At 67.3% G+C, this 23,539-nt stretch carries 23 protein-coding genes; 3 read left to right on the forward strand and 20 right to left on the reverse strand.

Going from position 1 to position 23,539, the window contains the following annotated elements:
- Positions 1 to 64: 64 nt before the first annotated feature.
- The 9 genes from argJ to argC all read right to left on the reverse strand — a co-directional run bounded on the left by argJ (position 65) and on the right by argC (position 10,455).
- Complete coding sequence (gene argJ, locus RV045_RS06485) at positions 65 to 1,318, reverse strand: bifunctional glutamate N-acetyltransferase/amino-acid acetyltransferase ArgJ (protein WP_423234961.1); 1,254 nt, start codon at positions 1,316 to 1,318, stop codon at positions 65 to 67.
- 74 nt (positions 1,319 to 1,392) lie between these two features.
- Positions 1,393 to 2,448 (reverse strand): L-glyceraldehyde 3-phosphate reductase, encoded by a 1,056-nt coding sequence (gene mgrA / locus RV045_RS06490; RefSeq protein WP_423234962.1) that lies wholly within the window; start codon positions 2,446 to 2,448, stop codon positions 1,393 to 1,395.
- 132 nt (positions 2,449 to 2,580) lie between these two features.
- Positions 2,581 to 3,267: an OmpW/AlkL family protein gene (locus RV045_RS06495; RefSeq protein WP_423234963.1), complete on the reverse strand. Its 687-nt coding sequence runs from the start codon at positions 3,265 to 3,267 to the stop codon at positions 2,581 to 2,583.
- Positions 3,268 to 3,285: 18 nt separating this feature from the next.
- Positions 3,286 to 4,485 (reverse strand): SGNH/GDSL hydrolase family protein, encoded by a 1,200-nt coding sequence (locus RV045_RS06500; protein ID WP_423234964.1) that lies wholly within the window; start codon positions 4,483 to 4,485, stop codon positions 3,286 to 3,288.
- 116 nt (positions 4,486 to 4,601) lie between these two features.
- A complete protein-coding gene (locus RV045_RS06505) occupies positions 4,602 to 5,765 on the reverse strand; it encodes a BMP family ABC transporter substrate-binding protein (RefSeq protein WP_423234965.1) in 1,164 nt (387 codons plus the stop codon).
- 45 nt (positions 5,766 to 5,810) lie between these two features.
- The gene (locus tag RV045_RS06510) at positions 5,811 to 6,728 is read right to left on the reverse strand and encodes an ABC transporter permease (protein ID WP_423234966.1); all 918 of its coding nucleotides are present in this window, start codon (positions 6,726 to 6,728) and stop codon (positions 5,811 to 5,813) included.
- The gene (locus tag RV045_RS06515) at positions 6,728 to 7,789 is read right to left on the reverse strand and encodes an ABC transporter permease (protein WP_423234967.1); all 1,062 of its coding nucleotides are present in this window, start codon (positions 7,787 to 7,789) and stop codon (positions 6,728 to 6,730) included. Before RV045_RS06515 ends, RV045_RS06510 begins: the two co-directional genes overlap by 1 nt.
- Complete coding sequence (locus RV045_RS06520; protein ID WP_423234968.1) at positions 7,776 to 9,299, reverse strand: ABC transporter ATP-binding protein; 1,524 nt, start codon at positions 9,297 to 9,299, stop codon at positions 7,776 to 7,778. Before RV045_RS06520 ends, RV045_RS06515 begins: the two co-directional genes overlap by 14 nt.
- A gap of 187 nt (positions 9,300 to 9,486) precedes the next feature.
- On the reverse strand, positions 9,487 to 10,455 hold the full coding sequence (gene argC / locus RV045_RS06525) for an N-acetyl-gamma-glutamyl-phosphate reductase (protein WP_423234969.1): 969 nt from the start codon (positions 10,453 to 10,455) through the stop codon (positions 9,487 to 9,489).
- A gap of 104 nt (positions 10,456 to 10,559) precedes the next feature.
- On the opposite strand from argC, the gene RV045_RS06530 reads away from it, so the two are divergent.
- Complete coding sequence (locus tag RV045_RS06530) at positions 10,560 to 11,495, forward strand: ParB/RepB/Spo0J family partition protein (protein ID WP_423234970.1); 936 nt, start codon at positions 10,560 to 10,562, stop codon at positions 11,493 to 11,495.
- A 28-nt stretch (positions 11,496 to 11,523) separates the two neighbouring features.
- Here RV045_RS06530 and RV045_RS06535 read toward each other — a convergent pair whose 3' ends face one another.
- Both RV045_RS06535 and rsmI read right to left on the reverse strand, forming a co-directional pair.
- Positions 11,524 to 12,666, reverse strand: coding sequence for a 3-deoxy-7-phosphoheptulonate synthase (locus RV045_RS06535; protein WP_423234971.1), 1,143 nt, complete (start codon positions 12,664 to 12,666; stop codon positions 11,524 to 11,526).
- 201 nt (positions 12,667 to 12,867) lie between these two features.
- A complete protein-coding gene (gene rsmI / locus RV045_RS06540; RefSeq protein WP_423234972.1) occupies positions 12,868 to 13,809 on the reverse strand; it encodes a 16S rRNA (cytidine(1402)-2'-O)-methyltransferase in 942 nt (313 codons plus the stop codon).
- On the opposite strand from rsmI, the gene RV045_RS06545 reads away from it, so the two are divergent.
- Entirely contained in the window at positions 13,808 to 14,185 is a 378-nt protein-coding gene (locus RV045_RS06545; RefSeq protein ID WP_423234973.1) for a YraN family protein, read from the forward strand. The two genes, rsmI and RV045_RS06545, sit on opposite strands and share 2 nt — an antisense overlap.
- A gap of 17 nt (positions 14,186 to 14,202) precedes the next feature.
- Here the strand turns inward: RV045_RS06545 and gloA are convergent, their stop codons facing one another.
- The gene (gloA, locus tag RV045_RS06550) at positions 14,203 to 14,595 is read right to left on the reverse strand and encodes a lactoylglutathione lyase (protein ID WP_423234974.1); all 393 of its coding nucleotides are present in this window, start codon (positions 14,593 to 14,595) and stop codon (positions 14,203 to 14,205) included.
- Between the two features lie 68 nt (positions 14,596 to 14,663).
- Entirely contained in the window at positions 14,664 to 15,410 is a 747-nt protein-coding gene (locus RV045_RS06555; protein WP_423234975.1) for a M48 family metallopeptidase, read from the reverse strand.
- Between the two features lie 112 nt (positions 15,411 to 15,522).
- Here RV045_RS06555 and RV045_RS06560 point away from each other — a divergent pair, with 112 nt between their 5' ends.
- On the forward strand, positions 15,523 to 16,356 hold the full coding sequence (locus RV045_RS06560) for a hypothetical protein (protein ID WP_423234976.1): 834 nt from the start codon (positions 15,523 to 15,525) through the stop codon (positions 16,354 to 16,356).
- Here RV045_RS06560 and RV045_RS06565 read toward each other — a convergent pair.
- The 7 genes from RV045_RS06565 to RV045_RS06595 all read right to left on the reverse strand — a co-directional run bounded on the left by RV045_RS06565 (position 16,344) and on the right by RV045_RS06595 (position 23,406).
- Positions 16,344 to 16,784, reverse strand: a complete 441-nt coding sequence (locus tag RV045_RS06565) for a sirohydrochlorin chelatase (protein ID WP_423234977.1) — start codon at positions 16,782 to 16,784, stop codon at positions 16,344 to 16,346. The two genes, RV045_RS06560 and RV045_RS06565, sit on opposite strands and share 13 nt — an antisense overlap.
- Entirely contained in the window at positions 16,781 to 18,109 is a 1,329-nt protein-coding gene (locus RV045_RS06570; RefSeq protein ID WP_423234978.1) for a sulfate adenylyltransferase subunit 1, read from the reverse strand. The genes RV045_RS06565 and RV045_RS06570 overlap by 4 nt, the downstream gene beginning before the upstream one ends.
- A complete protein-coding gene (gene cysD / locus RV045_RS06575; protein WP_423234979.1) occupies positions 18,109 to 19,086 on the reverse strand; it encodes a sulfate adenylyltransferase subunit CysD in 978 nt (325 codons plus the stop codon). Before cysD ends, RV045_RS06570 begins: the two co-directional genes overlap by 1 nt.
- A complete protein-coding gene (locus tag RV045_RS06580) occupies positions 19,083 to 19,907 on the reverse strand; it encodes a phosphoadenylyl-sulfate reductase (protein ID WP_423234980.1) in 825 nt (274 codons plus the stop codon). The genes cysD and RV045_RS06580 overlap by 4 nt, the downstream gene beginning before the upstream one ends.
- Positions 19,904 to 20,374 (reverse strand): DUF934 domain-containing protein, encoded by a 471-nt coding sequence (locus tag RV045_RS06585; RefSeq protein WP_423234981.1) that lies wholly within the window; start codon positions 20,372 to 20,374, stop codon positions 19,904 to 19,906. Before RV045_RS06585 ends, RV045_RS06580 begins: the two co-directional genes overlap by 4 nt.
- 2 nt (positions 20,375 to 20,376) lie before the next feature.
- Positions 20,377 to 22,104, reverse strand: coding sequence for a nitrite/sulfite reductase (locus tag RV045_RS06590; RefSeq protein WP_423235076.1), 1,728 nt, complete (start codon positions 22,102 to 22,104; stop codon positions 20,377 to 20,379).
- A gap of 102 nt (positions 22,105 to 22,206) precedes the next feature.
- Entirely contained in the window at positions 22,207 to 23,406 is a 1,200-nt protein-coding gene (locus RV045_RS06595) for a DUF2130 domain-containing protein (protein WP_423234982.1), read from the reverse strand.
- Between the last annotated feature and the right edge of the window lie 133 nt (positions 23,407 to 23,539).

Raw genomic sequence — 23,539 nt, forward strand, 5'->3', positions numbered from 1 at the left:
TGTTTTCATTCGAAAGCAAAATTCATCAAACCTGACCCGATTGTGGGGTCAGGCGAGCCGCGCCTCAGCTTCGGTAATCGGCGTTGATGCTGACGTAATCGTGGCTCAGGTCGCAGGTCCAGACGGTGGCGCTGGCGTCGCCGCGGTGCAGGTGCAGGTGGACACGGATGTCGCTGGGCTGCATGACGCGCTGGCCATCGGCCTCGGTGTAGCTGGCCAGGCGCCCGCCGCTGCGCACCACATCGACATCGCCCAGCGACAGATCGACGCGGCTCACGTCCAGATCGTCGATCCCGGCGTAGCCCACGGCGGCCAGGATGCGGCCCAGGTTGGGGTCGCTGGCGAAGAACGCCGTTTTGACCAGCGGCGAATGCGCCACGGCCTTGGCGACGCGCAGGCATTCGTCTTCGGTCTGGCCGCCATCGACGGTGATTTCGATGAATTTGGTGGCGCCTTCGCCGTCGCGCACGATGCTCTGCGCCAGGTGCTGAGACACCGCCAGCAGCGCCGCGCCGAGCTGCTGTCCGGCGGGGCTGGCGGCGTCAGAAATCAGCGGGTTACCGGCCTGACCGGTGGCCATGACGACAAAGCTGTCGTTGGTGCTGGTGTCGCCGTCGATGGTGATGCGGTTGAACGAGGCGTTGGCGGCGGAGCGGGTGAGCGCGTCCAGCACCTGGCTGCTCACGGCCGCATCGGTGGCCACATAGCCCAGCATGGTCGCCATATTGGGGTGGATCATGCCCGCACCCTTGCTGATGCCGGTGACGGTGATGCGCTGGCCGTCGATCTCGATCTGGCGCGACACGGCCTTGGGCAGGGTGTCGGTGGTCATGATGGCTTCGGCCGCCCAGGCCCAGGCCTGTCCGCTGTCCTGACCCACGACCAGCGCCTTCAGCGCAGCAGGCAGACCGGCGACGATGCGGTCCACGGGCAGCGGCTCCATGATGACGCCCGTCGAAAAGGGCAGCACCTGGTCGGCGCTCAGGCCCATCAGGGCGGCCAGTGCCTCGCAGGTCTGCTGCGTGTGCGCCAGGCCCGGTTCGCCTGTGCCCGCGTTGGCGTTGCCGGTGTTGATGACCAGGGCGCGCACGCCGCCGCTGCTTTTCTGCGCGGCCACGTGCTTGCGCGCGACCTGAACGGGCGCGGCGCAGAAGCGGTTGCGCGTGAACACGGCCGACACCTGGCTGCCGGGCGCCAGCTCAAACACGGTGACATCGCGGCGTCCGGGTTTTTTCACCCCGGCCATGGCGGTGCCGATGCGCACGCCGCGCACGGGCAGCAGGTCTTCGACGCGGGGGGCTGACAGGTTCACCGACATGCGATCCGCCTTTCTGCGGGAGTCAAAACGTGCGTGCGATTGTAGTGCGCGCGCTCGCGGCTTTTGGCTTTTGATCAGGGCCGCTGGTCGGTCGAGGGCTTCTTCCAGAGGTTGATGCCGCCGTCCACCGCGTGCTGGTCGATGGCGGCCAGTTCGTCCGCGCTGAAATCGAGCCGCTTGAGCGCCCCGGCCAGTTCGGAGATCTGCGCCGGACGGCTGGCGCCGATCAGCGCCGAGGTCATGCTGCCGTGGCGCAGCACCCAGGCCACGGCCATCTGCGCCAGGCTCTGGCCGCGCGCGGCGGCGATTTCGCCCAGGGCGCGCACGTGCTTGAGGTTCTGCTCGCTGAGGTGATCGCGCGACAGCGATCCGCCGCCCGGGCGGTTGATGCGTGCGTCCTGCGGGATCCCGCCCAGGTATTTGTCGGTCAGCAGGCCCTGCGCCAGCGGGCTGAAGGCGATGCAGCCCACGCCAAGGCTGTCCAGCGTGTCCAGCAGATCCTCTTCCACCCAGCGGTTGAGCAGGCTGTAGGACGGCTGGTGGATGAGCAGCGGCACGCCCATGCTTTTCAGGATCGCGTGCGCCTCCCGCGTTTTGCCCGGCGAGTAGCTGGACACGCCCACATACAGCGCCTTGCCCTGCTGCACGGCGCTGGCCAGTGCGCCGCAGGTTTCTTCCAGCGGCGTGTCGGGGTCGAAGCGGTGGCTGTAGAAGATGTCGACGTAATCCAGGCCCATGCGCTTGAGGCTCTGGTCCAGGCTGGCGAGCACATATTTGCGCGATCCGCCGCCCTGGCCGTAAGGGCCGGGCCACATGTCCCAGCCGGCTTTGCTGGAGATGAGCAGCTCGTCGCGGTAGGGGCGGAAATCGCGGCGCATGTGCTCGCCGAAGTTGGTCTCGGCGCTGCCGTAGGGCGGGCCGTAGTTGTTGGCCAGATCGAAGTGGGTGATGCCCAGGTCAAACGCCGTGCGCAGCATGGCGCGCTGGGTCTCCATGGGCGTGGTGTCGCCAAAGTTGTGCCACAGGCCCAGGGTGATGGCGGGCAGCTTCAGGCCACTGCGCCCGCTGTTGCGGTAGGCCATGCGGCCGTCGTAGCGGGCGGGGTCGGCGGTGTAGGGGGTGGCGGTCATGGGGGGCTCCTGGGTGTTCTTGATGATGCCGCAAGGATAAACCGCCCGCACGGGATCGCGCAGCGCGCAGCAAAAAGGGCGCAGGGCCGGGTGTGGCCTTGCGCCCTGTCCGGGCTTGTGCGCTTCAGGGAATCAGAAGCGGTAACCCACCCCCAGGCTCACCGTCAGCGGATCCAGGCGCACGTCCATGGACTGGCCGGTGGACAGCGTGGTTTTGGTCTTCAGGAAGGTCTTGGCGACCATGGCGTCCAGGTAAAGCTTCTCGGTCAGATTAACGGTGCCACCGATCTGGATCGTGCCGGTCAGCTTGGACTGCACCTTGGCCGTGGTCGGGCGGCCCAGGTTCATGCCGGAGAGTTGCGGCGTGGTCTGCGCGTCAAAGAAGTAGGCGTAGGTGGGGCCTGCTCCGACGTACGGGCGGAACATGTCGCCCTTCTGGCCGAAGTGATACTGCGCAAACACGGTGGCGGGCAGCACCTTGACGGTCATGATGGTGCCGACGCCAGCCACTTTGCCTGCGCCCACCACATCGTGCTTGAAGGGCAGGGCCAGAGGAACGTCAAAAGCCAGGTGGTCGTCGGCCCACAGGGTGATGCCGCCAGACAGGCTGGTCGCGGGTTTGACGTCGGATTTCGTCCCGGCCTCGCTCGGCGCGGTCAGGTTGCTGCTGGTCACGTCCGGGCGAATCTGCGTGACGCCGATGCGTCCGGACAGCTTCAGGCTGGACAGGTCGGGCATGTCGAAGGCCAGCGCGGGAGCGCTGGTGATTGCGCCCAGGGCGGCAATGGCCGACAGGGCGGCGATGCGGATGCGTTTCATGGTGTGCGCCTTCAAAGTTTAGAACCAGCCTTTTTGCGCCAGTGTCCGCGACACCAGGGCACCCATCAGCGAATGGCCGTAGGGGGTGGGGTGGAAGCCGTCGGAGAAGGCATACCGCTGCCACCAGCCTGCCGTTTTGCCTGCGATGGCGTCCAGATTGGCGGCGGTGCAGGTGGCAAAGCTGTAGGAGGGCAGACCACTGGAATCGCGACCGGTGGCCGGGCAGGCCGTATCGGTGACGTTGGCCAGATCAAACTGAGCCGGGTCGGCGATCTGCGCGTTGAACTCGGTGTAGAAATCAACCAGCGCGATGCGGCTGTCGCTGCCCAGCGCGGCCGCCAGGGCCGTGTTGTAGGCCACAACCCAGCCCGAGGTCAGTGCGCGTGCCTTGGCGGCGGCATCGGCCCCTGCTGCGGCAGCGACGGCGTCACTGGCGCCCTGGGCTTTGGCCCCGGCCGTGGTCCGGGCCTGAACGCCGGACAGCAGGGCGGTGAAGCGCGGGGTTTTGCTCACGTCCGGCGTGTTGAGCACGGCCACGTGCGAGGCGCCTTTGTCCAGCAGGTCAGATTTGATTTTGGCGGCGAACACATTGGCCAGCGCCGTCAGGTAAGCCCCACCGGCTTGGGCCGAGTCCTTCTGGGCCAGCGCGGCCAGCGCCGGAGCACTGGCACTGCCCAGCGAGCCCAGCAGCGCCTGGAAGCCGGCAGGGCTTCCCGCCTGCGCCTGAAGGGCCGCACCCACCAGGTCGGCGACATCGTTGCCGCCGCCATCGAGCAGGATCAGGTCGGTCGCCTTGAAGCTGCCTTTGTTGGCGGCAGCCTCGGTGATCTGTTTCTGGATGGAGTCGGCCTTGGCGTTGCCCGTGGAAGCTGCGTTGATGCGCGCGCCCGACACGGCATAGCTGTTGCAGCTGGCCGAGGTGACTGTCGTGTCAGCCGGGTTGTAGTAGGAGCACAGCGTCCCGCCGATGCCCATGCCCTGCGCGACCCGCTCGGTCCAGACGACCGTGGGTTCGTTGCTGCTGCCCGTGATGGTCGCCAGCGTGCCTGCGACGTGTGAGCCATCGGCGGCTTTCAGCCCGACCGACGCCAGGCTGTCGCCCATGGTGATGACATTGGTCAGACCGGCGCGGTTGGCCGGCGCGTCAGAGCCCCCGCCTCCGCAGGCGGTCAGCAGGGCGGCGGTGGCCAGGGCCGCCAGTTTCCAAGTGTGTTGCATCGAGTGCCTCCGTAAAAATGAACGACTGTGCGCTTTTAACTGAGCGCATCTTAATGCCTGCTCTGGCCGGGCGCCTCAGGGGTATTCCCCAAGGCGACCCACCGGTTCGTGCGGTTTTACTGCGCGCCGGGAATATTGCCTTCCACGCCCTGCACGTAGAAGTTGATGCCGCTCAGGAAAGCATCGTCTGCCACCTTGCCGGCGGGCAGGACTTCGTCGCCCTTCTGGTTGCGGATCGGGCCTTTCCAGATCACCAGGCTACCGTCTTTCAGGCCCGCCTTGGCGGCTTCGACCTTGGCTTTCAGCTCCGCGGGCACCTTGTCGCTGATCGAGACCAGATCGATCGCGCCTTCTTTCACGCCCCACCAGGTCTTCTGGTTGCCTTTGACCTCACCCTTGAGCGCCTGCTCAATCGCCTGCTTGTAGTAGGGCGTCCAGTTGATCACCGCCGAGGCCAGGTGGGCTTTGGGGCCGTAGGCCGTCATGTCGCTGTCCCAGCCAAAGCCGTACTTGCCGTTTTTCTCGGCGGTCTGCAGCACGGCCGACGAGTCGGTGTTCTGCATCAGCACGTCGGCGCCGCCGTCGATCAGCGACTGGGCGGCTTCGGTTTCCTTGGGCGGGTTGAACCATTCGTTGACCCAGACCACGCGCGTCTTGATCTTGGGGTTGGTGCTTTGCGCGCCCAGCGTGAAGCTGTTGATGTTGCGGATCACTTCCGGGATGGGGATGGACGCGACCACGCCCACGGTGCCGGTCTTGCTCATGCCGCCTGCGATGACGCCCGCCAGGTAAGCGCCCTGGAAGGTGCGCGCGTCGTAGGTGTTCATGTTGGCGGCGGTCTTGAAGCCGGTGGCGTGCTCGAACTGCACGCCCGGATTGTCCTGCGCCACCTTGAGCATGGGCTCCATGTAGCCGAAGGTGGTGCCGAACACCAGGGTGTTGCCCTGGCTGACCAGATCGCGGAAGACGCGCTCGGCGTCCGCGCCTTCGGGCACTTTCTCGACGAAGCTGGTGACGATCTTGTCGCCAAACTCGGCCTGCACGGCCTTGCGCGCCTGATCGTGGGCGTACGTCCAGCCGCCGTCACCGACGGGGCCGACGTAGGCGAAAGCGACCTTCAGCGGGCCTTTGGGCGCAGCGGCTGCGGCCTCGGCGGCCGGAGCTGGTGCGCTGGCGGCGGGCGCGGCCGATTCGGTTTTGGGCGAGCAGGCGGCCAGTGTGGCCAGAGCGGCGGCCGCAGCGGTGGTGGCCAGCAGGCCCAGGCGGGGAGAGAGCGTCATGGTCAGGCTTTCGAGGGTGAGAGAGTGAAAGGATGAAAAGCGGAATCAGTGTCCCGGCCGGAAAGGCTGGCCCAGTGAGGCGGGCATGTTGCGGCGTATCCATTGCGCGTCGCTGGAGATCAGCACCAGCACCACGATGGTCACCAGGTAGGGCAGCATGGACAGCAGCGCGGGCGACAGGTTCAGGCCCTGTCCCTGCCAGTAAAACTGCAGCATGGTCACGCCGCCAAACAGCCAGGCGCCGACCAGCACGCGGACGGGCCGCCAGGTGGCGAAGGTGGTCAGCGCCAGCGCGATCCAGCCTTTGCCCGCGACCATGCCTTCGACCCACAGCGGCGTGTAGACCAGCGACAGATAGGCGCCCGCCAGGCCGCACAGCGCGCCGCCCGCCAGCGTGGCGCCCAGGCGGATGGCGCGCACCGGATAGCCCAGCGCGTGCGCCGAGGCGGGAGATTCGCCCACTGCGCGCAGCACCAGCCCCCAGCGCTGGCGCTGCAGCCCGTAGGCCAGAAAGGCGGTCAGCGCCATCGTCAGGTAGACCATGGGATGCTGGCGCAGCAGCGCCGGGCCGATCCAGGGGATGTCCGACAGGCCGGGCCAGAACCAGACCGTCGCCGCAGGCAGTTTGGCCTGGACGTAATCCACGCCCAGAAAGGCCGACAGCCCGCCGCCCAGCAGGCTGAGCGCCAGGCCCGTCGCATAGCTGTTGGCCTGCAGGTAGATGATGAGCACGCCCAGCAGCAGCGCCATGCCCACGCCCGCGCCCGCCCCGGCCAGCAGGCCCAGCGTGGTGCTGCCGGTGTGCAGGGTGGTGACGAATCCGGCCAGCGCGGCCATCAGCAGGGTGCCTTCGGCCCCGAGGTTGAGCACGCCTGCGCGCTCGTTGATCAGCAGGCCCAGACCCGCCAGGGCGAGCACGGTGCCGGAATTGAGCGTCGCGGCGATCAGCAGTGCGCTATCCATCAGACGCTCCTGCGGCGCACAAGGCGGTAGTGGATCAGGGCATCACACAGCAGCAGCATGAAGAGCAGTACCCCCTGGAAGACCGTGGTCATGGATTTGGGCAGACCCATGCGCGTCTGCGCCAGTTCGCCGCCGATGTAAAACAGGCTCATCAGGATCCCGGCCAGCACGATGCCCAGCGGATGCAGCCGCCCGACAAAGGCCACGATGATGGCGGCAAAACCGTAGCCCGCAGGCACGTAGAGCGTGAGCTGGCGCAGCGGCCCGGCCACCTCGACCGCGCCCGCCAGGCCCGCCAGCGCGCCGCAGACCAGCAGGCTGCCCCACAGCGCCTGGCGCGAGGAAAACCCTGCATAGCGCGCCGCCGCCGGGGCCAGCCCGCCGACCTGCCAGGCAAACCCGGCCACGGTGCGGAACATCAGCGCCCACAGTCCGATGGCGGCCAGCGGAATCAGCAGCACGCCCAGGTTCAGGCGCAGGCCCTGGAAGGGCCGGGGCAGCTGCGTGGCCGCCGCGAAGGTGATGGACTGCGGAAAGTTGTATCCCTGCGGGTCTTTCCAGGGGCCGTACATCAGGAACTGCAGCAGCAGGATGGCGACGTAGACCAGCATCAGGCTGACCAGAATCTCGTTGGCATTGAAACGGTCGCGCAGCAGGGCCACCAGCGCGGCCCACAGCATGCCGCCGACCATCCCGGCCAGCAGCACCAGGATCCACCAAGGGCCACTGCTGTCCGGCCCGGCCTGCATGCTGACCCAGCCCGCGGCCAGCGCGCCCAGCACAAACTGGCCTTCGGCGCCGATGTTCCAGACGTTGCTGCGAAAGCACAGCGCCAGGCCCAGCGCCAGCAGCGTCAGCGGCACAGCCTTGATGCTGAGCTCCGACAGCCCGGACAGGCTGGACCAGGGCTGGATCAGAAAAAGCTGCAGCGCCTGCAGCGGCGGTTTGCCCAAGGCAGCGAACAGCGCCGTGCCCAGCGCCAGCGTCAGCACCAGGGCGAAAACGGGCGAGAGCAGGCGCAGGACGCGCGGTGGGGTGGTGCGGGCTTCAAGCGTCCACATGGGGGAATTTCTTCATCGGAGGGTGGGGTCTTTGCGGCGCGTCGTCGGCGCCATCGTCGCGGTGGCTGTCCCACAGGCCGGACATCCAGGCGCCGATCTGCGTCATGGTGGTGTCCTGGCAGGCGACGCCGGGCGACAGGCGGCCATTGGCCATGACGTGGATGCGGTCGCTGAGGGCAAAGAGTTCGGTCAGATCCTCGCTGACCACCAGCAGGGCGCAGCCCTGGTCGCGCAGGGCCAGCAGGGCGCGGTGGATGTGCGACGCGGCGCCCACGTCCACGCCCCAGGTCGGCTGCGAGACCAGCAGCACGCTGGGCGCGGCGTCGATTTCACGGCCGACGATGAATTTCTGCAGGTTGCCGCCCGAAAGCTGCTGCGCCGACGTGCTGGCGCTGGGCGCTTTCACGCCAAAGGTTTTGATGACGCGCTGCGCCAGAGTCAGCGCCTTGTGGCGCAGGATCCAGCCCTGGCGCGTGGTCAGGTCGTCGCGTCGCGTCAGCAGCGTGTTGTCGTGCAGCGACAGGGGCGGCACCGCGCCCCGGCCCAGGCGCTCTTCCGGCACCCAGTGGATCCCAAGGCGGCGGCGCTGCTGCGGACTCATGCGCGCGATGTCGCGGCCATCGAGCTGGACAGCGCCGCCTGCGGTCTCGCCCGCGAGCTGCGCCATCAGCGCTTTCTGGCCGCTGCCCGACACCCCGGCGATGCCGACGATTTCGCCCGCGTGCAGCTCCAGCCGCGCCGTGGGGGTGGTGACGCTCAGGCGCAGATCGCCCCGGCCGCTCTGGCGCGGCGGCAGAGTCGGCGGATCGTTGCCCAGCATCAGGCGGGCCAGCGCGTCGTTGTCGCAGTCGGCGGGGATGACCTCATCCACCACGCGACCGGCGCGCAGCACGGTGCAGACATCGCAGAGCTGACGAATCTCGTCCAGCTTGTGGCTGATGTAGACGATGGCGCAGCCTTCGCTGGCGAGCTGGCGCAGCAGTACAAACAGATCCTGCGCGGCCTGAGGCGTCAGCACCGAGGTGGGTTCGTCCAGAATCAGCAGCTCGGGCTCGGTGAGCAGGGCGCGGACGATTTCCACGCGCTGGCGCTCGCCCACGCTCAGGGTATCGACCAGCGCGTCGGCGTCCAGCGTCAGCTTGAGGCGCTGGCACAGCGCGGTCAGGCGCTGTCGAACTTCGGCGCGGCTCCACTGCGGCGACAGGCCCAGCCAGATGTTGTCCAGCACCGAGAGTGAATCAAACAGCGAAAAATGCTGGAAAACCATGGCGATGCCCAAGGCACGCGCCTGTGCGGGCGAGCGCAGCGTAATGGCTTCGCCCTTCCAGCGTATCGTTCCTGAATCGGGCTGCACCGCGCCGTAGATGATTTTCATCAGCGTCGATTTGCCAGCGCCGTTTTCGCCCAGCAGAGCGTGGATGCGCCCGGCTTCGACGCGCAGGCTGATGCCATCGTTGGCGATGACATTGGGGTAGTGCTTGTGGATGTCGTGCAGTTCGAGGCGGCTCATCGGGGCACTTTGCAGCAAAGCGGCGGCAGTAAAAGACAGCGCCCGCAAGCTCTGGGCTGCGGGCGTCATTATTGTCGCTCATCCGTGAGGCGTCTCCGCCCGGGGCCGCTCCCGACGTGACCGGCCGTTGTAAAACGGCTTCGACTGTTTCACGTGAAACGTCGGCGCTCCGGATGATTGCGGATCGTTACAGGCTCAGGCCCGTGTTCTCGGGCAGACCCAGATGGATGTTCATGGACTGGATGGCCGCGCCCGAAGCGCCTTTGCCCAGGTTGTCCAGACGCGCCATCAGGATGGCCTGCTCGCTGCTGGCAAAGACGAACAGATCGACACGGTTGGTGTTGTTGCAGCTTTGTACCGGGAAGAAGCCGCCGTCCAAGGCGTCCATCGGGTTGAGCGCATGCACGCGGATGTTGGCCTGCCCCGCGTAATGCGCCGCCAGCGTGGCCTGGAGGTGCGCGCCGTCTGCGTTCAGGCCCTTGAGCGGAAGCGGAATGCTCACAGTCAGCCCCTGCGCAAACGGCGCGACGATGGGCATGAAAATCGGCGTGGCGCTTAGGCCGCTGTGCATCCGCATTTCCGGCAGGTGCTTGTGCGCGAGCGACAGACCGTAAGGGCGTGGCGCCATCAGCACTTCGGTGGCGTCGGGCTGCCAGGGCTGGCTCAGCTTGGCCTCGTAATCGGCGATCATGGTTTTGCCGCCACCGCTGTAGCCGGTGATAGACGTGGCGCTGAGCACCGTGTCCGGCGCGATCACACCCGCCTTCACCAGCGGATGCGCCAGCAGGATGAAGCCCGTGGCGTGACAGCCCGGGTTGCTGATGCGGGTGCTGGTGCGGATGGCGTCGCGGTGCTCGGCGCTGAGTTCGGGCAGACCGTAGGCCCAAGCCGGATCAATCCGGTGCGCGGTGCTGGCGTCGATCAGACAGGTTTTGGGATTCGTCGTCAGCGTGGCGGCTTCTTTGCTGGCGGCGTCGGGCAGGCAGAGGAAGGCAATATCAGCCTGATTGAGCATGGCGGCGCGCGCCTGCGGGTCTTTGCGCTTGTCGGGGTCGATCTGGATCAGCGTCAGATCGCTGCGCTGGGCCAGGAGCTGATGGATTTTCAGGCCGGTCGTGCCTTCATGGCCATCGACGAAGACGAGGGGGGTGTTCATGGTGTGCATCTGGGCAGGGGCTACAATCCGCGCAACACACAGGCTGGCGGGGCTTGTTTCACGTGAAACATCCACCCAAGCATAGCGCAAGACCGGAGGGTGGCATGGCAGAGGTAAAGGCGAAACAGCGGCGGTTGGGGCGGGGTTTGAATGCCCTGCTGGAAGATGCTGCCGGTCTGGAAACTGCCCGCGATCCCGCGCAGGAAGCCCTGCGCATGGTCGCGCTGGACGATCTGCAAGCCGGGCGCTACCAGCCGCGCACGCGCATGGACGAAGGCGCGCTGCTGGAGCTGGCCGAAAGCATCAAGAGCCAGGGCGTGATGCAGCCGATTCTGGTGCGCGAGCGCCCGGTCAGCGTCGATGGCCCTCGGTACGAAATCATCGCAGGTGAACGCCGCACACGTGCAGCGCGCCTGGCGGGCCTGAGCGAGGTGCCGGTGCTGGTGCGCGAGGTCGCCGACGAGGCCGTCGCCGTGATGGCGCTGATCGAGAACATCCAGCGCGAAGACCTCAACCCGCTGGAAGAAGCGCAGGGCCTGCAGCGTCTGCTGGACGATTTCGGCATGACGCACGAACAGGCGGCTCAGGCCGTGGGCCGTTCGCGCAGTGCGACCAGCAATGTGCTGCGTCTGCTCAACCTGACCCAGCCGGTTCAGGTGATGCTGATGGCGGGCGACATCGACATGGGCCACGCTCGGGCGCTGCTGGCCGTCACCGACGGCGCGGAGCAGATTCGTCTGGCCAACGAGGTCGTGGCCAAACGCCTGACCGTGCGCAAGACCGAGGCGCTGGTGCAGCAGCATCTGTCGCCGAGCACTGCCAAAGAGAGCGCAGCCAAGGCGGCTCCCGAAAAGCACCGCGACGTGGTGCGCCTGGAAGAGCGCCTGGCCGACCGCCTGACCGCCCCGGCCGAGATCCGTTGGCGCAGCGAGCGCGACAAGACCAGCGGCGCCCAGACCGGCGAAATCGTGCTGAAGTTCGTCGGGCTGGACGGTCTGGGCGCTTTGCTGGAGAAGCTGGGCATTGCCCAGGACGAGTGATCCCGGGCGTACCGTCTCAGAAGCCCGCTCAGTGGCCTGCTTTGGCCGCGCGACGCGCCAGCACGCCCTGGTGCAGGGTGTCCAGAATCTGCAGCGTGTCGTCCCAGCCGATGCAGGCGTCGGTGATGCTCTGGCCGTAAACCAGCTTGGCCGGATCGTGCTGGCCGGGCGTGAATTTCTGCGCGCCGGGCTGCAGGTGGCTTTCGATCATCACGCCGAAAATCTGCCCGCTGCCTGCCGCCATCTGCTGCTGCAGATCGCGCGCCACATCCAGCTGGCGCTCGTGCTTTTTGCTGCTGTTGGCGTGGCTGCAATCCACCATCAGGCGTGGCGCCAGGCCCGCGGCCTGCAGTTCGGTGCAGGCGGCATTGACGAATTCGGCCTCGTAATTGGGTGTTTTGCCGCCGCGCAGGATGATGTGGCAGTCCGGATTGCCCTGGGTCTCGACGATGGCGACCTGGCCGTTCTTGTGCACCGACAGGAAATGGTGCGGCCGCGAGGCCGACTGGATGGCGTCGGTGGCGATCTTGATGTTGCCGTCGGTGCCGTTCTTGAAGCCGATGGGCGCCGACAGGCCGGATGACAGCTCGCGGTGCACCTGGCTTTCCGTCGTGCGCGCGCCGATGGCGCCCCATGAGATCAGATCGCCAATGTACTGCGGCGAAATCACGTCCAGGAACTCCGACCCGGCGGGCATGCCCAGGCGGTTGATCTCCAGCAGCAGCTGGCGCGCGATGCGCAGGCCTTCGTCGATGCGGTAGCTCTCGTCCAGGTAAGGGTCGTTGATCAGGCCCTTCCAGCCCACGGTGGTGCGCGGCTTTTCGAAGTAGACGCGCATGACGATTTCCAGCGTGTCGGCGTAGGCGCTGCGCTGTTCCAGCAGCTTGCGCGCGTACTCCATGGCGGCGGCCGGATCGTGGATGGAGCAGGGCCCGATGATGAGCAGCAGGCGGTCGTCGTCGCCGCTCAGGATCTGGCGGATGGACGAGCGCGTCTGGCTGATCAGACGCTCGACCGGCGTCCCGGCGATGGGGAAGAAGCGGATCAGGTGATCGGGCGAGGGCAAGGGCATGACCGAGCGGATGCGCTGGTCGTCGGTTTCGCTGGTTTTTTCGTAGCCGGGCTGGCTGGTGTACAGGTGCGAGGGTTTGGCGATGGCGGGCGGTGTCATGGGTCTCTCCGGGAAGTGGGTGGGAATGTCTGGGGTAAAAAAAAGCCGCCCTGGGGGCGGCTGTCTGGTGCGGGGGTCTTCAGGCCATCTGGTCCGTGGACACCCCTTCAGCCGCGTGGTGCGCCGAATGGGCAAAAAACCAGAAATAAAAGCGGCTGGAAGAAGTCATAGCGAGCAATGTAGCACAAGCGCGCGGCCCATTCACGCCTGCCGCAGCGCCAGCGCGGCGCTGTAGAGCGCATTGCGCGGCGCGCCGCTCAGGCGGGCGGCTAGCGCCACGGCCTGTTTGACGGGCAGGCCCTCGTCCAGCAGCACGGTCAGGGTGTGCCGGGTCGCTTCGTCCAGATCGCCCGCATCGGCCGTCGCGGCCCGCACCGGGCTGGGGTGCAGGACCAGGGCAAACTCGCCGCGCAGGCGCTGCGCGTCTTCGGCCAGCCAGGCGGCCAGGTCGTGGCTGGGCAGGGTGTGCAGGTGCTCGAACTGCTTGCTCAGCTCGCGGGCCAACGTGAGCGTCAGGGGCGGCAGATCGGCCAGCTGGCGCGCCAGGTCCGCCATGCGGTGCGGCGCCTCGTAGATCACCAGGTTGTGCTGTGCGGCCTGCGCCTGCGCGATCCAGGCCTGCAGCGCGGTGAGGCGTTCGCGCCCTTTGGAGGGCAGGAATCCGGCAAAGACAAAGCCCTGAGCGTGCGCCGTGCCCGCAGGCACACCGCTGGCCGACAGCGCGGTGACAGCGGCACAGGCCCCCGGCAGGGGGATGATGCGCAGCCCGGCCGCACGCACGGCGGCCACCAGATGCGCGCCCGGATCGCTGATGCCGGGCGTGCCCGCGTCCGAAATGCAGGCGATGCGCTCGCCCGCCTGCAGCCTGGCCACCAGCAGGGGGGTCTGGCTGTGCTCGTTGTGCTCGTGCACCGCCACGAGGGGCTTGTGCAGACCCAGCGACTGGAGCAGATTGGCGCTGTTGCGCGTGTCCTCGCAGGCAATGGCGTCCATCAGCGACAGCGTGTACCACGCGCGCAGGCTGATGTCGCCCCGGTTGCCGATGGGCGTCGCCACCACGTAGAGGCAGTGGGTGGGATAGTGCTGCTGGCCGCACAGGGCGTGCGCGGCAGCGGCGAGTTCATTCGAGGAGGACAAAGCCATGATGGACAGACAGGCGGCAGGACAGGAGGCCGAGGACCGCGCGCTGCAGCATCTGCTGTCGATGCGCTGGCGTCTGGTCTGCCGCAATTATCGGTGGGCGCGCGGCCCCAATGCCAAAGGCGGCGAAATTGATCTCATCATGCGCGACCCGCAGGGCACGCTGGTGTTTGTCGAGGTGCGTCAGCGCGGCCGGGGGGACACCGCAGGCGGCGCGCTGGCCAGCGTGAACCGCAGCAAGCAGCGCCACCTGATTTACGCGGCGCGGCGTTTTCTGCTGGGGCTGGCCCAGTGTCCGCCCTGCCGCTTTGACGTGATCGCCATCGACGGCGAGCGCCTGCAGTGGATCGCGGCGGCGTTTGAGGGAGATGGCGCCTGAGTGCCATCCCCGCCGGTTCACAGCGTGCCGCGCTGGATCAGCTCGACCTTGTAGCCGTCCGGGTCTGTCACGAAGGCGATGACCGTGCTGCCGCCTTTGACCGGGCCGGCCTCGCGGGTGACGTTGCCACCGGCCGCCTTGATTTTCTCGCAGGCCGCGTAGGCGTCAGGCACCCCCAGGGCGATGTGGCCGTAGGCCGTGCCCATGTCGTAGGAATCGACGCCCCAGTTGTAGGTCAGTTCGATTTCCGCCTGACCGGGGTTGCCCCCTTCAAACCCAAGGAAGGCCAGCGAGTACTTGTACTCGGGGTTTTCGGAGGTGCGCAGCAGCTGCATGCCCAGCACGCCGGTGTAAAAGTCAATCGAGCGCTGGAGATTGCCCACGCGCAGCATGGTGTGAAGGAATTGCATGGTCTTGTCCGTCAAAGTCAACCGGCCACCATGATACGGCGGGGCGCATCGCCCTGCGCCAGGCCGGGTCAGCCCAGATCGGGCAGGACGGCGTGGCGCAGCGCCGCTTCGTGCAGGCGGTAATCGGGGCAGTGGCGCGCCACGATGGCCCAGAAGCGCGGGCTGTGGTTCATTTCCTGCAGGTGAGCCAGCTCGTGGCAGACGACGTAATCGATCACTTCGGGTGCGAAGTGGATCAGCCGCCAGTTCAGCCGGATGTGGCCCTGCGAGGTGGCGCTGCCCCAGCGCGTGCGGGCGCTGCTGAGGGCGACGCGCGTCACCTGGCCGCCCATGCGCGCCTGCCAGAGCGTCAGCCGCTGGGTGAACAGCGCCAGCGCCTGTGCGCGCAGCCACTGGCGGCAGCGCGGTGCCAGGCGCTCGGGTGCCGCTGCGGGCAGAGTCAGGAGGCCGTCCTCGTGGCGCGCCCGGCGCAGCAGGGCGTCCTGGCGCACGACCAGGGTCCCGCCGAGAAAAGGCAGCTCGCCGCAGTCCTGCCAGCGCTGCTGCGCGGCGCCCTGCTGGCTGCTGCGCTGCGACTGGCGCTGCAGCTTGTCCAGGATCCAGGTGGCCTTGTCCTGCAGCAGGCGGGACAGATCGGGCGCACGCAGGCCTTTGGGCAGCGAGACCAGCAACCCTTTGGCATCGATGCGCAGGCCGATGTGCCGCCGCGCCCGTCCGCCGCGCTTCAGGCGCACTGGCACCGTCTGGCCCTGCAGCACGATCTGCTGAGGGGCCAGGGTCTCGACGGCTGGGGTTTTGCGCAGAAAAGCAGGCATGTCAGGACGTTGTGTTCGGGATCAGCCCCGCCTTGGGCTGCTTAGACTGATAGTGGCTGCGTGGCGGCGCTGTGTCCGGATCATCGCAGACCCATCAATTCAGGGGAAGACTATGAGTGGAAGTGTAAAGCCTGCCCGCCGGGCAGCAAGGGGTGCGGCGTTTGCTGCTGCTGTGGCCGTGCTGCTGGGCAGTGCGCCGGTGTTCGCACAGGAGAGCGGTACGTCGCCGCTGCAGGGCAAGGAAATCTACCTGGGCCTGGGCACCTACGGGGCGACGCTGGGTGTAGGGATTCCAGTGACCCCGCGCGTGGGCTTTCGCGCCGAAGTGTCGGGTCTGCCTTTCCTGAGCGAGGAAGACCGGGGCCAAGCGCGCCTCAGCACCGATCCGTCCGACCTGCGCATCGACGACTTCGATCTGAAATTCGACGCCAGCTACAAGCGCCTGTCCTTCCTGGGCGATTACTACCCGTCGGACAGCAGCGGTTTTCGCCTGACCGGCGGGGTGATGTTCAACCAGCAGTCGGCCCAGGGCAGCGCCAGCATCCTGACCGCCAACGCCACGCGTAATTACGACTACGAGGGGCAGCAGTACAAGGTCGATCTGGATCAGACGCGCTTTGGCGGCGACGTCCGTTTCCCCCGGGTCACGCCGTATGTTGGCATCGGCTGGGGCCACCGCGTCAGCGGCACGGGCCTGAGCTTTTTTGCCGATGCGGGCGTGGCCATCGGGCGGCACACCGTCAATTTCGCGCCGGTAGATCTGAAGTTCACCGTTTACGACGCGGCGGGCAACACGGTGGATAACGCGCAGACGCAGGCCAAACAGGCCGAGGTTCTGGACGCGGCCAACCGCACGGTGCAGGACGAGCGCGACCGGCTGCAGAAAAAGCTCAGCCGCCTGCACGTCTGGCCGCAGATCGGCGTGGGGCTGAGCTACCGCTTCTGACCGTCTTCGCCGTCCGTGCCTTCGCCCAGCAGCGGCGCGTAAATTCCGGCCACGGCGGCGGTCAGCTCGGGCATGTCGCCCAGCAGGGGGAGCAAGTCCAGCTGCACGCCCGGATGCTGCTGTCGAAGGTCGTCGAGCAGCGCAGGAAGATCCTCGCGGATGTGGCTGCCCGCGCCCAGAAACAGCGGCGCCACCGCGATGCGCTGTGCGCCGCTCTGCACGGCGTGGGTGGCGGCTTCGGACAGGCTGGGCGTCATCAGCTCCAGAAAGGCGAGCTGCACGCGCGTGGATTCTGCGCTGGGCAGGCGTTCGCGCAGGGCCTGCGCCATGCGCTCGAAGGGCAGCGCCCAGCGCGGGTCGCGCGAGCCGTGCGCGAACAGGATCAGCGCGGTGACCGGCTGGCCCACGGGGCTGTCCGGCGCGCTCACGCGGCCTCGCCCCAGCCGTCGTCCACCTCGTGCGGGGCGCTGGGCTCGACCAGGACGGCACCGCCGGTGCGGTGACTGGCCGGATCGACGACGATCATGGCGCCCGCGCTGCGGTTGTCGTGATAGGTCTGTAGCGGCAGCGGCTGCTGCGTCTGCCAGACCACGCGGCCGATGTCGTTCACAGCCAGCTCGTCCGTGTCGTGCGCGTGCAGGGTCTGCACGTCCAGGCGGCTGACGATGCGCGTGATGCGCGCCTGCACCCAGCGGTGGCCGTGGCGCAGCCAGTATTTGCGGCCCACGCGGGCGGGTTCGGTGTCCAGCCAGGCCAGGGTGGCGTCGAATTCGCTCTGGCCCGATGCGGCGCTTTCGCCCGCAGGCAGCAGCCAGTCGCCGCGCGAGACATCCAGCTGGCGGTCCAGCACCACGCCCACCGACTGTCCGGCGTGGGCCTCGGTGACGGCTTCGGCGGCGCGCCAGAGCTCCTGCACGGTGGCCGATTCGCCGCTGGGGTAAACGGTCAGCGTGTCGCCCACGCGCACCTGGCCCTGCGCCAGGCGGCCCCAGAAGGTGCGCAGCTGGTGGCCGGTGCCACCGTCGCGGCTGACGTACTGCACGGCCATCAGCGGGGCGCCATCCAGGCGCTCGGTGGTGACGGGCAGCTCTTCCAGCAGCGGCAGCAGGCAGGGGCCGGTGTACCAGGTCCAGACGCTGCTGGGCTGGGTCACGTTGTCGCCGCGAAGCGCCGACACGGGCAGGATGGCGCGCACGGGCAGATCAGCGTGGCGGGCGAATTCGTCCAGCGCGTCGCGCACGGCCTCGAAAGCGGCCTGCGCATCGGCATCGACCGCGTCCAGCTTGTTGATGACAAACACCACGTGCGGCACGCGCAGCAGCTGCGCCAGCAGGCTGTGACGGCGCGTCTGCGGCAGCAGCGCCACGGGGCGCGTGCGCCAGTCCAGCTTGGTGATGTCGACCAGGATGACGGCGACGTCGCTGCTGCTGGCGGCGGTGACCATGTTGCGCGTGTACTGTTCGTGGCCCGGAGCGTCGGCCATGATGAACTTGCGCTTTTTGGTCGCGAAATAGCGGTAGGCCACGTCGATGGTGATGCCCTGTTCGCGCTCGGCCTCCAGGCCGTCGGTCAGCAGCGACAGGTCGATCGCGCTGCCTGCGGCGCGCTGCTCGAGCATGTCGAGCTGGTCGGTCAGCACGGCGCGGCTGTCCAGCAGCAGGCGGCCCATGAGGGTGGATTTGCCGTCGTCCACACTGCCGGCGGTCAGCAGGCGCAGCGCCTTGTGGCGGGCTTCGTCGTCAAGGGCACTCATCAGAAATAGCCTTCTTTCTTGCGCCGCTCCATGGCGGCGTCGGAGGTTTTGTCGTCCATGCGCGTGGCGCCGCGCTCGCTGACCGTCACCGACAGCGTCTCGCGCACGATGTCCTGCGCGGTGGCCGCGTCGCTCAGCACCGGGCAGGTGCAGGTCATGTCGCCGACGGTGCGAAAGCGCACGGTCTGCGTCTCGACGGTTTCGCCCTCCTGCGGCGGGGTCACGTCGGTCAGCGGCACCCACAGGCCCTTGCGCTCGATCACCTGGCGGGCGTGCGCGTAGTAGAGCTGCGGCAGCGGAATGTTCTCGCGGGCGATGTAGAGCCACACATCGAGTTCGGTCCAGTTGCTGATCGGGAAGGCGCGGAAGTTCTCGCCCGGCTTGATGCGGGTGTTGAACAGGCTCCACAGCTCGGGGCGCTGCTCTTTGGGCTGCCACTGGCCGAAGCTGTCGCGGTGGCTGAAGATGCGTTCCTTGGCGCGCGCCTTGTCCTCGTCGCGGCGTGCACCGCCGATCAGGCAGTCGAAGCGGTGCTCTTCGATGGCCTCCAGCAGCGTCACGCTCTGGTGCGGGTTGCGGCTTTCCATGGGGTGCGCCAGTCGCACGGTGCCGCGCGCCATCGAATCCTCCAGATGTGCGACGATCAGGCGCTCGCCCAGCTCGCCGATGCGCGCGTCGCGGAACTGGATCACTTCCGGGAAGTTGTGCCCGGTGTCGACGTGCAGCAGCGGAAACGGCAGCTGGCCGACCAGCGCGCTGCTGCCGTCCGCCTGCTGGCGGCGCTTCTTGAAGGCTTTTTCGGCCAGATGCAGCACCACGCACGAATCCTTGCCGCTGGAAAACAGCAGCGCCGGGCGCTCGAAACTGGCCGCGACTTCGCGCAGGATGTAGATGGACTCTTCTTCCAGCGCGTCCAGATGGCTGTGATCCAGATCGGACAGCAGGTTGCCAGGAAGGATGGGATGTGGTGCGTTCATGGGCGGCGGTCCGGCAGGGCGGAAACGGTGGGGGCAGCGCTGGCGTCGTCATGGACGTGCAGGCCGCATTCTTTCTGGGCGGCGTCTTCCCACCACCAGCGGCCGGCGCGGAAATCTTCGCCGATGGCGATGGCGCGGGTGCAGGGCGCGCAGCCGATGCTGGGCATGAAGTCGTCGTGCAGCGGGTTGTAGGGCACGCCGTGCTGGTCGATGTAGTGCCACACGTCGCCCCAGGTCCAGTCCAGCAGCGGGCTGTACTTCAGGCGCAGCACGCCGTCGCGGCCGGGGTCTTCCTCGCGCCAGTGGGCGCTGGCGCGGTCGGTGGACTGCTCGGCGCGCAGGCCGACGACCCAGGCGCTGCGCCCGGCCAGCAGGCGCTGCAGGGGCTCGAGCTTGCGCACGCCGCAGCACGATTTGCGCGTGTCGATGCTGGCGCGGATGGCGCTGTCGCCATCGTCTCCGTGCTGCGTGGTCCAGGCGGCCAGCGCGGCGGTTTCGGGCTCGAAGGCCGCGATGCGGTGCGTGGCGCCGGGCTGCAGGGCGTCGTAATGCGCGGGGAGCTGCTCCAGCAGCGCCAGCGTCTGCGCGTGCAGGCGGCCGGTCTGCAGGGTGGCAACATCAATGGCCAGGCCGTGGCGCCAGATCAGGTCGGTCAGCACCACGTCCTCGGCGCCCAGGCTGGTCGCCTGGACGATTTGCCCGGGGTGAGCGTCGGCGGCCAGACGCAGGTGATCCAGCGTGCGCGCGACTTTGGCATCGAAGCTGCTGCTGGGCCGTGTGTGGCGCAGGTAGAGCGGCTGCACGTGGCTCGTGGCGTTCATGCGGAGGCGCCCTGCGCGTCGCGCTGGTAATGGCCCTGGGGGAAGAAGGCCAGCGCCTCGCGGGCGTAGGCCTCGTTCTGGCCGGGCGCCAGCACGGCGGCGTCAAAGCCGGTGCGGGCCAGCTGCACGACCATGTCGACCAGCACTTCGCCGGTGGCACGCACTTCGCCGCTGTATTTGTGGCGTGCGCGCAGCACATGCGCCTGGCTGTAGGCGCGGCCGTCCACCCATTTGGGGAACTGCAGCGCGATCAGCGTCAGGCGCGGCAAGTCGGCCTCGATCTGCGCCACGTCGGCGGTGTTGGACAGGATGACGCCGACTGCGAAGTTCGCGGGCCAGGTGTCACGCACGGCGTGCCACTGCTCCAGCGTCAGCAGCAGGTGGTCGCGGGCGACCGGGTGGGGTTTGGGGCCGTCTTCGCCTTCGGCGGTGCGCCAGGGGTCCTGGGCAGTTTGGATGAATTTCATGATCAGTCGCGGGCTGTGGCGGTGCGTACGGCGTTGGCCGCTGCCTTGAAGGGCTCCAGGCCCAGGCGGCGCACCGCGTCGATGAATTTTTCGCTGGCCTGGCGCTGGGCGCGGTAGGCGTCCAGGATGGCCTCGATGGCGTCGGCAATTTCACTGGCGGCAAACGACGGACCGATCACCTTGCCCGGCACGGGGACGGGGGCGTGGTTTGATCCGTCCGAACCGCCCAGCGTCACCTGGTACCACTCGGTGCCGTCCTTGTCGACGCCCAGGATGCCGATGTGGCCGCTGTGGTGGTGGCCGCAGCTGTTGATGCAGCCGCTGATGTGCAGATCGACCTCGCCCAGGTCGTAGACCTCGTCCAGGTCGGCGTAGCGCTCGGACAGCTCGGCTGCGATGGGCAGCGAGCGCGCATTGGCCAGCGCGCAGAAATCGCCGCCCGGGCAGGCGATCATGTCGGTGAGCGTGCCGATGTTGGGGCTGGCGTAACCGGCGGCCTGCGCGGCAGCAAACAGCGCGGGCAGATCGTCGGCCTTGACCCAGGGCAGCAGCAGGTTCTGGTCGTGCGTGACGCGCAGCTCGCCCAGCGAGAAGCGGTCGGCCAGATCAGCGGCGGCGTCCAACTGCGCGGCAGTGGCATCGCCCGGCGCCTGGCCCACGCGCTTGACCGACAGCGTCACGGCGCGCCAGCCCGGCACCTGGTGCGGGTGGACGTTGCGGGCCAGCCAGCGCTGCCACGGCACGGCCGGGTCGGCCTTCAGATCGGGCTCAGGCCGCGCCACCACGCCCTCGGGGCGCACAAAGCAGGCGGCAATGCGGTCGAATTCGTCCTGGCTGATCAGGCTGGCCTGCGCGTCGGTGTCGCGGGCCAGGATGGCGGCGAACTCGGCGTTGACGGCGTCAAAATACTTCTGCCCTTCGGCCTTGACCAGAATCTTGATCCGCGCCTTGTAGGCGTTGTCGCGGCGGCCAAAGCGGTTGTAGACGCGCACGATGGCTTCCAGGTAGACCAGAATCTGCTGCCAGGGCACGAAAGCGTTGATTTCGCTGGCGATGACGGGCGTGCGGCCCATGCCACCGCCGACCAGCACGCGAAAGCCAATCTCGCCCGCGTCGTTCTTCACCAGGTGCAGGCCCACGTCGTGCCAGGCCACGGCAGCACGGTCTTCGCGCGCGCCGCTGACGGCGATCTTGAACTTGCGCGGCAGGAAGGCGAATTCGGGGTGCAGCGTGCTCCACTGGCGCATGATTTCGCAGTAGGGGCGCGGATCGATGATTTCGTCCGCCGCCACGCCCGCCAGCGCGTCGCTGGTGATGTTGCGGATGCAGTTGCCGCTGGTCTGGATGCCGTGCATGTCCACGTCGGCCAGCAGATCCATCACGTCGGCCGAATCGGTCAGCGCGATCCAGTTGTACTGGACGTTCTGGCGCGTGGTGAAGTGCACGTAGCCGCCCGTGTTCTGGAACTGCGCGGGCGCATCGGCGGGCACCACGTCGTAGGTGCGGGCGATGTGGGCCAGCTGGCGCGCCTGGCGTGACGACAGCGCGCCATAAGGCACGGCCACACGCAGCATGGGCGCGTGACGCTGGATGTACCAGCCGTTCTGCAGGCGCAGGGGGCGGAAGTGCTCGTCGGGCAGATCGCCGGCCAGATGGCGCTGCAGCTGGTGACGGTACTGCGCGGCGCGCTGATGGACAAACTGGCGGTCGAATTCGGTGTAGCGGTACATGGGCAGAAATAAAGGCAGCGCAAGCGCAAGGCGCACACTGTAATCGGGTGGTTTAGATTTTGAAACGACTTTTTAATTGTCGCTTTATAACTGGGAGTTGTGTTACCCCGCGTCTTTGGGGGATCCCTTCAGTTCGGCAAACTTCGCGGCCATGGTGGGGTTGCCGCGCGTGAGTCTTTTGATCGTCACATCCTGCGCTTTGTCGTTGGCCAGCCGCAGGTTGCGGTCGGCGCCCAGCAGGGCCTCTTTGGTCTTTTGCAGATGATCGATGGATTTGTCGATTTCGTCGATGGCGGTCTGAAAGCGCCGCGACGCCAGGTCGTAGTTTTTGCCAAAAGCCTCCTTGAAGCCCTCCAGCTGGCTTTCAAAGTGGGTGATGTCGATGTTCTGCGACTTCACCAGAGCCAGCTCGGTCTTGTACTTCAGCGCGTTCAGGGCCGCGTTGCGCAGCAGCGTGATCATGGGGATGAAGAACTGCGGGCGCACCACGTACATCTTGGGGAATCGGTAAGAGACGTCCACGATGCCACTGTTGTACAGCTCGCTGTCGGGCTCCAGCAGCGAGACCAGAACGGCGTATTCGCAGCCTTTCTCGGTGCGGTCCTTGTCCAGCTCCCTGAAGAAGTCCTCGTTCTTCTTCCTGGTGGCGGTGGTGTCGCTTTCATTCTTCATCTCGAACATGATCGAGACGATTTCGGTGCCGGCCTCGTCCGCATCCCTGAAGATGTAATCGCCCTTGCTGCCGCTGCTGGCGTCGTTGTCTTTTTCAAAGTAGGCGCGGGGGAAGGCCGTGGCGCGCAGGCGGTTGAACTCGGTCTCGCAGTGCTGTTCCAGCGTCTCGCCCACCATCTTGGTCGAGAGCCTGGCCTTGAGGTCTTTCAGGCGCTCGATGGCGTCTTCGCGCTCCTTGATCTGCAGGTCGTATTTTTCCTTGAGCGACTGCTCGGCCAGGCGTTTTTCCAGCTGCGCCTGCTGCAGCTGGTGGGCCAGCGCGTCGCGCTCCTTTTCGGCGCTGCCCACGGCCTGAATCACCGCCAGCTGCTGCGCCTGGTGGGCGGAAGCCACGCGGGCCTGCAGGGACTGGATCTCGGCATCCTTGGCGGCGGCAGCTTTTTGCAGCTCGGTGGTGAACTGCGCTTTGGCCAGCTCGACGGCGCTGTGTTTGTCTTTCGCGGCCAGTGCGAGCCGCTCGTGCAACTGCTGCTCGAACGCGCTGTCGCGCACCTGCTTCAGGATGTCGGCGTAACCCGCCTCGTCGATCTTGAAGGCTTTGTGGCAGTGGGGGCAAGTGATCTCATTCATGGGGCTGGGGCCTTTGAAATGCTCTTGGCCCAGGATTGTGACACCCGGCTGCCGCCGCCGCCCCAGCACGATCCCCCCACCTGCGCTACCATGCGCCCAGCAGCGTATTGCTGCGCTGCACACACTGGAGAAG

Origin of the sequence: Amphibiibacter pelophylacis, from assembly GCF_037688875.1 — a bacterium.
GTDB lineage: Bacteria > Pseudomonadota > Gammaproteobacteria > Burkholderiales > Burkholderiaceae_C > Amphibiibacter > Amphibiibacter pelophylacis.

Coding starts and splice junctions, on each gene's coding strand:
- argJ (WP_423234961.1), bottom strand. CDS start 1,318: ATGTCGGTGAACCTGTCAGCCCCCCGCGTCGAAGACCTGCTGCCCGTG.
- mgrA (WP_423234962.1), bottom strand. CDS start 2,448: ATGACCGCCACCCCCTACACCGCCGACCCCGCCCGCTACGACGGCCGC.
- RV045_RS06495 (WP_423234963.1), bottom strand. CDS start 3,267: ATGAAACGCATCCGCATCGCCGCCCTGTCGGCCATTGCCGCCCTGGGC.
- RV045_RS06500 (WP_423234964.1), bottom strand. CDS start 4,485: ATGCAACACACTTGGAAACTGGCGGCCCTGGCCACCGCCGCCCTGCTG.
- RV045_RS06505 (WP_423234965.1), bottom strand. CDS start 5,765: ATGACGCTCTCTCCCCGCCTGGGCCTGCTGGCCACCACCGCTGCGGCC.
- RV045_RS06510 (WP_423234966.1), bottom strand. CDS start 6,728: ATGGATAGCGCACTGCTGATCGCCGCGACGCTCAATTCCGGCACCGTG.
- RV045_RS06515 (WP_423234967.1), bottom strand. CDS start 7,789: ATGTGGACGCTTGAAGCCCGCACCACCCCACCGCGCGTCCTGCGCCTG.
- RV045_RS06520 (WP_423234968.1), bottom strand. CDS start 9,299: ATGAGCCGCCTCGAACTGCACGACATCCACAAGCACTACCCCAATGTC.
- argC (WP_423234969.1), bottom strand. CDS start 10,455: ATGAACACCCCCCTCGTCTTCGTCGATGGCCATGAAGGCACGACCGGC.
- RV045_RS06530 (WP_423234970.1), top strand. CDS start 10,560: ATGGCAGAGGTAAAGGCGAAACAGCGGCGGTTGGGGCGGGGTTTGAAT.
- RV045_RS06535 (WP_423234971.1), bottom strand. CDS start 12,666: ATGACACCGCCCGCCATCGCCAAACCCTCGCACCTGTACACCAGCCAG.
- RV045_RS06545 (WP_423234973.1), top strand. CDS start 13,808: ATGATGGACAGACAGGCGGCAGGACAGGAGGCCGAGGACCGCGCGCTG.
- rsmI (WP_423234972.1), bottom strand. CDS start 13,809: ATGGCTTTGTCCTCCTCGAATGAACTCGCCGCTGCCGCGCACGCCCTG.
- gloA (WP_423234974.1), bottom strand. CDS start 14,595: ATGCAATTCCTTCACACCATGCTGCGCGTGGGCAATCTCCAGCGCTCG.
- RV045_RS06555 (WP_423234975.1), bottom strand. CDS start 15,410: ATGCCTGCTTTTCTGCGCAAAACCCCAGCCGTCGAGACCCTGGCCCCT.
- RV045_RS06560 (WP_423234976.1), top strand. CDS start 15,523: ATGAGTGGAAGTGTAAAGCCTGCCCGCCGGGCAGCAAGGGGTGCGGCG.
- RV045_RS06570 (WP_423234978.1), bottom strand. CDS start 18,109: ATGAGTGCCCTTGACGACGAAGCCCGCCACAAGGCGCTGCGCCTGCTG.
- cysD (WP_423234979.1), bottom strand. CDS start 19,086: ATGAACGCACCACATCCCATCCTTCCTGGCAACCTGCTGTCCGATCTG.
- RV045_RS06580 (WP_423234980.1), bottom strand. CDS start 19,907: ATGAACGCCACGAGCCACGTGCAGCCGCTCTACCTGCGCCACACACGG.
- RV045_RS06585 (WP_423234981.1), bottom strand. CDS start 20,374: ATGAAATTCATCCAAACTGCCCAGGACCCCTGGCGCACCGCCGAAGGC.
- RV045_RS06590 (WP_423235076.1), bottom strand. CDS start 22,104: ATGTACCGCTACACCGAATTCGACCGCCAGTTTGTCCATCAGCGCGCC.
- RV045_RS06595 (WP_423234982.1), bottom strand. CDS start 23,406: ATGAATGAGATCACTTGCCCCCACTGCCACAAAGCCTTCAAGATCGAC.